Source organism: Sphaerotilus sp. (assembly GCF_013299175.1).
Classification (GTDB): Bacteria; Pseudomonadota; Gammaproteobacteria; order Burkholderiales; family Burkholderiaceae_C; genus Sphaerotilus.
In genome coordinates, this window is record NZ_JAAFKF010000136.1 from 1 (window position 1) to 8,543 (window position 8,543).

The 8,543-nt window shown below is 65.9% G+C and carries 11 protein-coding genes; 7 read left to right on the forward strand and 4 right to left on the reverse strand.

The window, feature by feature from the left end; genetic code table 11:
* From QZW52_RS17375 to QZW52_RS17395, 5 genes are all read left to right on the forward strand, one after another.
* Window positions 1–264: OsmC family protein (locus QZW52_RS17375; protein ID WP_294001006.1), on the forward strand; the 264-nt coding region annotated here is incomplete at its 5' end.
* Between the two features lie 51 nt (window positions 265–315).
* On the forward strand, window positions 316–2,115 hold the full coding sequence (locus QZW52_RS17380) for an ABC transporter transmembrane domain-containing protein (protein ID WP_294001007.1): 1,800 nt from the start codon (window positions 316–318) through the stop codon (window positions 2,113–2,115).
* The gene (locus QZW52_RS17385; protein WP_294001008.1) at window positions 2,112–2,483 is read left to right on the forward strand and encodes a PilZ domain-containing protein; all 372 of its coding nucleotides are present in this window, start codon (window positions 2,112–2,114) and stop codon (window positions 2,481–2,483) included. The genes QZW52_RS17380 and QZW52_RS17385 overlap by 4 nt, the downstream gene beginning before the upstream one ends.
* Before the next feature lie 56 nt (window positions 2,484–2,539).
* Entirely contained in the window at window positions 2,540–3,373 is an 834-nt protein-coding gene (locus tag QZW52_RS17390; RefSeq protein WP_294001010.1) for a thymidylate synthase, read from the forward strand.
* A gap of 10 nt (window positions 3,374–3,383) precedes the next feature.
* Window positions 3,384–3,878, forward strand: a complete 495-nt coding sequence (locus QZW52_RS17395; protein WP_294001012.1) for a dihydrofolate reductase — start codon at window positions 3,384–3,386, stop codon at window positions 3,876–3,878.
* A 3-nt stretch (window positions 3,879–3,881) separates the two neighbouring features.
* On the opposite strand, the gene QZW52_RS17400 is transcribed toward QZW52_RS17395, so the two are convergent.
* Entirely contained in the window at window positions 3,882–4,460 is a 579-nt protein-coding gene (locus tag QZW52_RS17400; RefSeq protein ID WP_294001014.1) for an NnrU family protein, read from the reverse strand.
* Window positions 4,461–4,536: 76 nt separating this feature from the next.
* Between QZW52_RS17400 and xth the strand changes: the two genes are divergently transcribed.
* Window positions 4,537–5,325, forward strand: a complete 789-nt coding sequence (gene xth / locus QZW52_RS17405; protein ID WP_294001015.1) for an exodeoxyribonuclease III — start codon at window positions 4,537–4,539, stop codon at window positions 5,323–5,325.
* Between the two features lie 87 nt (window positions 5,326–5,412).
* On the opposite strand, the gene QZW52_RS17410 is transcribed toward xth, so the two are convergent.
* The 3 genes from QZW52_RS17410 to QZW52_RS17420 form a co-directional block, all read right to left on the reverse strand.
* Window positions 5,413–6,018, reverse strand: a complete 606-nt coding sequence (locus tag QZW52_RS17410) for a PEP-CTERM sorting domain-containing protein (protein ID WP_294001016.1) — start codon at window positions 6,016–6,018, stop codon at window positions 5,413–5,415.
* Window positions 6,019–6,359: 341 nt separating this feature from the next.
* Window positions 6,360–6,965 (reverse strand): PEP-CTERM sorting domain-containing protein, encoded by a 606-nt coding sequence (locus QZW52_RS17415; protein WP_294001018.1) that lies wholly within the window; start codon window positions 6,963–6,965, stop codon window positions 6,360–6,362.
* Between the two features lie 350 nt (window positions 6,966–7,315).
* Window positions 7,316–7,906, reverse strand: a complete 591-nt coding sequence (locus QZW52_RS17420; RefSeq protein ID WP_294001019.1) for a PEP-CTERM sorting domain-containing protein — start codon at window positions 7,904–7,906, stop codon at window positions 7,316–7,318.
* A 205-nt stretch (window positions 7,907–8,111) separates the two neighbouring features.
* Between QZW52_RS17420 and QZW52_RS17425 the strand changes: the two genes are divergently transcribed.
* Window positions 8,112–8,543, forward strand: a 432-nt coding sequence (locus QZW52_RS17425; RefSeq protein WP_294001020.1) for a septal ring lytic transglycosylase RlpA family protein, incomplete at its 3' end; no start/stop codon positions are given.

The window sequence follows — 8,543 nt, forward strand, 5'->3', positions numbered from 1 at the left end:
ATGAACGCGGTCGCCACGTCGATGTCGATCACGCTGCGCGACGCCACGGTGCGCGCCGAGGCCGATCTGGACGCCCGCGGCACGCTGGGCATCACCAAGGACGCCCCCGTCGGGCTGCAGAACCTCCGCCTCGACTTCGCGTTCGACACCGACGCCAGCGACGAGCAGATCGCCACGCTGCTCAAGCTGACCGAGCGGTATTGCGTCATCTACCAGACGCTGGTGCATCCGCCGGTGATGACGGTCTCGCGCCACCCCGCGTGACCTGACCGCGGTCACGGCAGGTTCTGGCGGGCGCGCCTACACTCGGCCCCCATGCCTGCCGCCACCACCGACCGCCCCCGCGCCGCCACCCCGCGCTCCCTGTCCGGCCTGAAACCCTTTCTCCGGCCCTACCGCCTCCAGATCGGGCTGGCCGGTCTGTTCCTCGTGCTGGCGGCGGTGAGCACGCTGGTGCTGCCGATGGCGCTGCGCTCGCTGATCGACCAGGGCCTCGTCGCCGCCGATCCGGGCGACCGGGTGATGGCGCTGCGGGAGCATTTCCTGGCGCTGTTCGCGTGCGGCGCCGCATTGGGCGGGTTCTCGGCAGCGCGCTTCTACATGGTGAGCTGGCTCGGCGAGCGCGTCACCGCCGACCTGCGCAACGCCGTCTACGCCCACGTCGTGCGCCAAAGCCCAGAATTCTTCGAGACGACGCAGACCGGCGAGGTGCTGTCCCGGCTGACCACCGACACGACGCTGGTGCAGAGCGTCGTCGGCTCCAGCCTGTCGATGGGGCTGCGCAACACGGTGATGGGGCTGGGCGCGATGGTGATGCTCATCGTCACCAATCCCTACGTGATGGCGCAGGTACTGGGCATCCTGGTGCTGGTCGTGCTGCCGTCGCTGTACTTCGGCCGCCGCGTGCGCAAGCTCAGCCGCGCCAGCCAGGACCGCGTGGCCGACACCAGCGCCATCGCGGCGGAGGTGCTCAACGCCATCCCGGTCGTGCAGAGCTACACCCAGGAAACCCGCGAAGCCGCCCGCTTCGACGCGGCCACCGAGGACGCCTTCGAAACCGCCCGCAAGCGCACCCGCGTGCGCGCCTACCTCGTCGCCTTCATCATCACTGCCACCTTCGGCGCGCTGCTGTGGGGCCTGTACCAAGGGACCGAAGCGGTGGTGGCCGGCCGCATCAGCGCGGGGCATCTGGGGCAGACCGTCGTCTACGTGATCATCCTGGTGAGCAGCGTGGCGGTGCTGTCGGAGGTCTACGGCGACCTGCTGCGTGCGGCCGGTGCGACCGAGCGGCTGATGGAGTTGCTGGCGACCCGCTCGCCCGTCGAGGAGCCAGCCGCACCGCTGGCCTTGCCGGTGGCACAGGGTGGATCGGCGGTGCGCTTCTCGGCGGTGAATTTCCACTACCCGTCGCGGCCGACCCAGGCGTCGCTGGCGGACTTCAACCTGACGTTGCGACCCGGTGAGACGGTGGCGCTGGTCGGGCCGAGCGGGGCGGGCAAGAGCACGGTGCTGCAACTGCTGCTGCGCTTCTATGACGCGCAGTCCGGCAGCATCACGCTGGACGGGGTGGACGTGACGCGGCTGGCGCTGGGCGATCTGCGCGGGCGCGTGGGCATCGTGCCGCAGGACAGCACGATCTTCTCCGCCAACGCCATGGACAACATCCGCTATGGCCAGCCCGACGCCAGCGACGCCGAGGTCATCGCCGCCGCCAAGGCCGCCCACGCGCATGACTTCCTGACCGCCTTGCCGGAGGGCTACCAGACCTTCCTCGGCGAACGCGGCGTGCGGCTGTCGGGGGGTCAGCGCCAGCGCATCAGCATCGCGCGCGCCATGCTCAAGAACCCGCCGCTGCTGCTGCTCGACGAGGCCACCAGCGCGCTGGACGCCGAGAGCGAACGCCTGGTGCAGGCGGCCCTCGAAGCCGCGATGAAAAACCGCACCACCTTGGTGATTGCACACCGGCTGGCGACGGTCCAGCAGGCCGACCGCATCGTCGTGCTCGACCACGGCAGGATTACCGAGGAAGGCACCCATTCCGAACTGGTTCAACGGGGCGGTTTGTATGCCAAGCTTGCCGCCATGCAATTCAACCTGACCAATCAGGCGACATGATGGCCACCACCCCGGAGCGCAACTCGATCGACAGCCGCAAGGAGCCGCGCTTCAGCGTCACCTGGCGCGCACGGCTGACCTTGCCGGACGGGCAGGTCCACGAGGTGCGGGTGCGCGACATTTCCGAGAAAGGCGTGGGTCTGCTGTCGGACTTTCCGCTGCCGAGCAACACGGTGATGCAACTGGTGCTCGGCGTGCCGGACCTGAAAGACATGACACGGCTCATGGCCGTGCCGGTGCGCATCAACTCGGCCTATGTCGTGATGCAGAGCCACGACTTCCGCGTCGGGGCCACCTGGATCGACCTGAGCGATGCCGTCCGCACCTTGCTGCAGGACTGGATCCGCAAGCTGAGCTACAAGGTTTGATGCACCGCGTGGCGAGCAGCGTGGCGGATAATCGGCCACTTTGCTCCCAGCCGACCATGGACGCCACCCTCTCCCTGCACACCGAGCGGCCGATCCGCACGCAGTACGAAGACCTCATGCGCCATGTCCACCAGCACGGCGTCCTCAAGAGCGACCGCACCGGTACCGGCACCCGCAGCGTCTTCGGCCACCAGATGCGCTTCGACCTGCGCGAGGGCTTCCCGCTCGTCACCACCAAGAAGGTCCACCTGCGCTCGATCGTCCTGGAGCTGCTGTGGTTCCTGCGCGGCGAATCGAACGTGCAGTGGCTGCAGGACCGCGGCGTGACGATCTGGGACGCATGGGCGCGCGACGACGGCGACCTCGGTCCGGTCTACGGCGTGCAATGGCGCTCCTGGCCCACGCCCGACGGTGGCCACATCGACCAGATCGCCGAGGTCGTGCAGCAGCTCAAGACGAATCCGGACTCGCGCCGCATCCTCGTCAGTGCCTGGAACGTGGCGGAGCTGAACCGCATGGCGCTGATGCCCTGCCACGCGCTGTTCCAGTTCCATGTGGCGGACGGCCGCCTGAGCTGCCAGCTCTACCAGCGCAGCGCGGACATCTTCCTGGGCGTGCCGTTCAACATCGCCAGCTACGCGCTGCTGACGCACATGCTCGCGCAGCAATGTGATCTGGAGGTGGGTGATTTCGTCTGGACCGGCGGCGACTGCCACCTCTACAGCAACCACACCGAGCAGGTCGAGACACAACTGGCCCGCCCGCCCTACCCCTTCCCGATGCTGGAACTCCTGCGCCGCCCCGACTCCATCTTCGACTACCAGTTCGAGGACTTCGCCATCCACGGCTACCAGCACCACCCTGCCATCAAGGCGCCGGTGGCCGTCTGAGGGGCTGGAGATGCCGCAGCTCTGCCTGATCGCCGCGGTCGCCCGCAACGGTGTCATCGGTCGCGACAACGGACTCGTCTGGCACGACCCGGTGGACGCGAAACACTTCCGCACCACGACCATGGGCTGCCCGGTCGTCATGGGCCGCAAGACCTGGGATTCGCTGCCAGCGAAGTTCCGGCCACTGCCGGGCCGGCGCAACGTGGTCATCACGCGCCAGCGGGAGTGGGCCGGCAGCACGGCAGCACAAGGGGCGGAGGTCGTGTTCAGCTTCGCCGCGGCACTGGCGGCGGTGGCGGACACCGAGGCGCCGCGGGTCTTCGTGATGGGGGGCGGCGAGCTGTACGCGCTGGCCCTGCCCCACGCCGAGGTGCTGGAGCTGACCGAGATCGACGCGGACCTCGACGGCGATGTGCGCTTCCCGGACTGGCCATGCGACGCCTTCGAGGCAATCGCCCGGACAGTGCATCCGGGCTTTGCCTTCGTGACCTACCGGCGCCGCTGAGCCTCAGCCGAAGGGCCGCACGCCGATCAGCGGCCCGTGCAGCCACAGCGCGAAGATGATCCACGCGAAGATGCCGACGAACACGGTGACCACGTCGCGACCGGAGTGCAGCGGCAACGCGGGATCGCCCGCGGCCCGGTCCCGCTGACGCGCCGCCCGGAACGCCAGCACCGCCCACAGCAGGAAACTGCCGAACAGCACGACATCCGCCAGCCGCCCGTTGGCCAGCAAGTGCGCCAGCGCCCAGACCTTCACACCCAGCAGCATCGGGTGCCGCACCTTGGCCTTCAGGCGCGAGCCGGGCACGTAGGCGGCGGTCAGCAGCACGAAGGACAGCAGCATCAGCAGCGCCGCGACATGGCGCGTGGCGGTCGGCGGCATCCACAGATCGACTGGCGTGGCCCGTGCCGCCCCATAACCGGCGATCACCAGCCCCAGGCCCACCACCGACACCGCGGTGTAGCCCGCCCGCCAGCGCATCGAACCCCATTGGCGGAGCTGCGCGGCGCGCCAGTCCTCGGCAACGATGCGGATCGAATGCACCCCCAGAAACAGCACCAAACCCAGTATCAAGATGGACATGCCCAGTCTCCTTCGGTGATCACGACAGCGCGCGAGTATCGCCCACCACCGCCCCCACCTGCGGCATCATCTCGGCATGAAACTCGCCACCTGGAACGTGAACTCCCTCGCCGTGCGGCTGCCGCAGGTGCTCGACTGGCTTGCGCTGGAGCAGCCGGATGTGCTGGTGCTGCAGGAGACCAAGCTCACCGACGACAAGTTTCCGGCCGACGCGCTCGCTGCCGCCGGCTACCAGAGCGTCTGGTTCGGGCAGAAAACCTACAACGGCGTGGCGCTGCTGTCACGCCAGGGGCTGGCAGTCACCGACGTGGTGCGCAACATCCCCGGTTTCGACGATCCGCAGGCGCGCGTGATCGCAGCGACGGTCGAGGGCGTGCGCGTGGTCGGCGCCTATTTCCCGAACGGGCAAGCGCCAGACAGCGACAAGTTCGTCTACAAGATGGCCTGGCTGACGGCGCTGGAGCAGTGGCTGGGCAGCGAATTGCAGGCCCATGCGGCGCTGGCCCTGCTGGGCGACTACAACATCGCGCCGGAAGACCGCGACGTACACGACCCGGTGGCCTGGGCCGGTCAAATCCACTGCACGCCGCAGGAGCGCAGCCACTTCCAGGCATTGCAGGCACTCGGTCTGCAGGACGCCTTCCGGCTGTTCGAGCAAGCGCCCAAGAGCTGGAGCTGGTGGGACTACCGCAACCTGGCGTTCCGCAAGAACCAGGGGCTGCGCATCGACCACATCCTCGTGAGTGCCGCGCTGGCCGAGCGCACCACCGCCTGCCGCATCGACAAGGCACCGCGCAAGAACGAGCGGCCCAGCGACCATGCGCCGGTGGTGGTGGAACTTGCACTGAAACGGATCAGCGCATGAAAAAGCGCCTCCCATGAGGCGCTGTTCATCCATGCCGGAAAAAGGGAACGGAAGGAGAAGGGGAAGGCACCTTGTGGTGCCGTTGCGTCAGGCGCGCGACTTCAGGCGGCGGCGGCTCATCAGGCCGAGGGCACCCAGACCGCCGAGCATCATCGCGTAGCTCTCCGGCTCGGGCACCGGCGCCGCCATCTGGGCGACCGCCACGTTGTCGATGTTCAGCGTTGCGTTGAAGGTCGGCGGCAGCGGCGTGGTGCCGAAGTACAGGCGGTAGGTGTCGGTGTTGTTGAGCGCGAACGTGGTCGAGGTGTACTGGGCCGTCCCCGCGTTCTGCAAGAAGGCTTGCGCGACCACGGCCTGGGTGCTGTCGTTGAACAGCATCATGTAACCGTCACCGCTCGTGTCGAAGCTCAGCGCGTAGTTGCCAGCCGACGCCGCCGCGAAACCCGTCGAAATCACATCACCGCCAACGACCTGGGCCATCTGGCTGCCGCTCACATCGACGATTTTCGACGCGCCCCCCAGCCAGCCCCACTGGACATTGTTCCAGCCGATATTGGCGAAGGTATCGGACGTGTCGGTGGCAACCGCCGACAACTCGAAGCCAGCATTCTGGATGACCACCTGTGCCTGCGCGCCGGCAGCACCGAAAGCCAGCAACAGGGCCGCAGCCGTAGAGAGAAGAGATTTGCGCATGGGAACTCCGTAACGAAGGATGAAATGTGTGATCTATTCACCGGGACCGATATCCGATCACTTGAAACCAGTTTAGGCCAACGACCCGAACCGCAGCGGAAGATTAACCCACCATTCCAGCTCTTATTTCCCTCAATTTATATTCTCACCCAATCGGGGGGGGATACATGAGGGATATAAAGGCACTCCTGAAAAAACCCCGTGAGATATTCACAGCCCCCTTGCATGCATACCTGCAATTGCGGGTTGGGCAACAAAAAACGCCCCGAAGGGCGTTGTGCAGTGACGCAGTGATGCAGTGACAGCAGAGCGGCGGTTGAATGCTGCTCCCTGTGGGCGGCTCAGATGTCCTTGCGCAGACGGCGGCGGCTCATCAGACCCAACGCGCCCAGACCGGCCAGCATCATGGCGTAGCCTTCAGGTTCCGGCACCGGCGTCACGGCCGACACCGAGACGTTGTCCAAGCTCAGCGTCGAGGAGAACTGCGGCGGCGTGACCATGCCACCGAAGTAGATCTTGTAGGAGTCGCCCCCCACGAGCGAGACCGGGCCACCCGAGGCGGACGCCCACCCAGCGTTGGCCAGGTAGCTCGGGGCCACCAGCGTCGGCGACCAGCTGCTGCCCGTCAGGCCCCACAAACCGCTGCCCTGGAAGTCGAAGCTGATGTTGTACTGGCCCGATGTGGCCGCGGTGAACGAGGTGTACATGAAGTCACCCGATGCGATCTGGGCGAACTGGTTGCCACCGTTGTCCACCAGCTTGGTCAGACCCGAGCTGCCGCTGTAGAAGCCCCAGTTCAAATCCGAGAAGGACAGCGAGGGCACGGGTTCAAACGTGCCGGTCGCCAGGTTGGGGCTGTCGAACGTGCCGTTGGTGATCAGGTTGGCGTTGGCGCCCGTGGCGGCGAGCAACAAGCCAGCGGCGATGGCAGTGAAAGTCTTGCGCATGAAATACTCCCGGTATAGATGAAAGAAGCGGCTCTGCTGAATTCGCCCCTCAGGCAAGGGCCATGTCTTTTTGCGTTCAGCATTTGCACGTTCTCAGATTAGCGCCTGCCATTCAGATGCGGTATGGCCAAATGACACAAACCCCCCGAACACGGGTGATTTTTTCAGAACAGGCCCCTCATCACTGTCGTTTTCCACGAACCACATTCCGGAAAAACTCAAACCGACCGTTGACTGACAATCAAATTCAAGAATCAATCCCTTGTTCGAGGGTAATCAAGACCATCAAACAAAAAAGCACCCGGAATCGGTGCTTTTTTGCTTTCGATGCGGACTCAGGACACGGCGGGTCAGACCACGCGGCGGCGGGCCATCAGACCCAGGGCACCCAAGCCAGCCAGCATCATGGCGAGGGACTCGGGTTCCGGCACGGCCGAGACCGACACGCTGTCCACCGCCAGACCCGAACCGAAGCCGGTCATGTAGAGGTGGTAGGAGCTGGTGCTGCTGAAGGCACCCGTATTGAACGTGTACTGCACCTGGTGCCAGCCAGCACCGTAGTTGACAGGGTTGGCGCTGGAAACAGCCACTGGCGAGGTGAACACGCCGGCAGCGACATCGCTCGACGAGAACAGGAGCGAGCGGCCTTCGCCACTGGCCCAGAAGCTCACGGAGTAGGTACCGACGGTGTCCACCGTGAAGCTCTGGACCAGGTGGTCGCCGCTGGACAGGAAAGCGAAACGCTGCCCCGCGTAGGCTCCGGCCGGGCCGCGCACGGTGGTCATCGTGCCTTCCGACGACCATGCGCCAGCCGTACCGATCGGTGCGCCCGCCGCATAGGACTCGAACGACACATCGTCGAGACCCGCCACCGCCGCCTGGGCGGCGCCGCAGAAGGTCATCGCCAGCGCAACGGCGAAAGAAATCTTTGAAACTTGCATGTTTTCCCCAATGGTATGAAGTGTGGTGTGTCCCAGGCTGCACCCTCATTCAAGGGTCACTGGTACCGAAAGGTTACTCCGCATCCGTTCATTTTTTTCATTCAAGACCTATTCAAGACCCATTGACCCCTTGAACGGGGGATGTAACTTCATGCGTTCTCAGAGTCTTTTGTCCGATTGGCGCAGGCGCACCACGACCACCGCCATGGTGGCGGCTGCAGCCGTGGTGCTGGGGCTGGCTGGCTGTGCTGGCACCACCGCCCCACGCAACCGCAACGGGGGCAGCGGCACGCCCTCCCATGCCGAGCTGCTGCAGGTGCCCGATGCGCAACCCCGCATCGAGCCACTGCGCCCGGGGGGTCCGAACAAGCCCTACGCCGTGCTCGGGCGCAGCTACACCCCTCTCACGACCGACGCCGAAGTCCGGGAATCGGGTCTGGCCTCCTGGTATGGCAGCAAGTTCCACGGCCTGCCGACCGCCAGTGGCGAACGCTATGACATGTACGCCATGACCGCGGCCCACCCCACCATGCCCATCCCGAGCTACGCGCGGGTGCGCAACCCGGCCAATGGCCGCGAGGTGGTCGTGCGGATCAACGACCGCGGCCCGTTCTCGCCGGGCCGGGTCATCGATCTT

Excerpts from the sequence above, each read along its gene's own strand:
- QZW52_RS17380 (WP_294001007.1), top strand. The coding sequence starts at position 316 with ATGCCTGCCGCCACCACCGACCGCCCCCGCGCCGCCACCCCGCGCTCC.
- QZW52_RS17385 (WP_294001008.1), top strand. The coding sequence starts at position 2,112 with ATGATGGCCACCACCCCGGAGCGCAACTCGATCGACAGCCGCAAGGAG.
- QZW52_RS17390 (WP_294001010.1), top strand. The coding sequence starts at position 2,540 with ATGGACGCCACCCTCTCCCTGCACACCGAGCGGCCGATCCGCACGCAG.
- QZW52_RS17395 (WP_294001012.1), top strand. The coding sequence starts at position 3,384 with ATGCCGCAGCTCTGCCTGATCGCCGCGGTCGCCCGCAACGGTGTCATC.
- QZW52_RS17400 (WP_294001014.1), bottom strand. The coding sequence starts at position 4,460 with ATGTCCATCTTGATACTGGGTTTGGTGCTGTTTCTGGGGGTGCATTCG.
- xth (WP_294001015.1), top strand. The coding sequence starts at position 4,537 with ATGAAACTCGCCACCTGGAACGTGAACTCCCTCGCCGTGCGGCTGCCG.
- QZW52_RS17410 (WP_294001016.1), bottom strand. The coding sequence starts at position 6,018 with ATGCGCAAATCTCTTCTCTCTACGGCTGCGGCCCTGTTGCTGGCTTTC.
- QZW52_RS17415 (WP_294001018.1), bottom strand. The coding sequence starts at position 6,965 with ATGCGCAAGACTTTCACTGCCATCGCCGCTGGCTTGTTGCTCGCCGCC.
- QZW52_RS17420 (WP_294001019.1), bottom strand. The coding sequence starts at position 7,906 with ATGCAAGTTTCAAAGATTTCTTTCGCCGTTGCGCTGGCGATGACCTTC.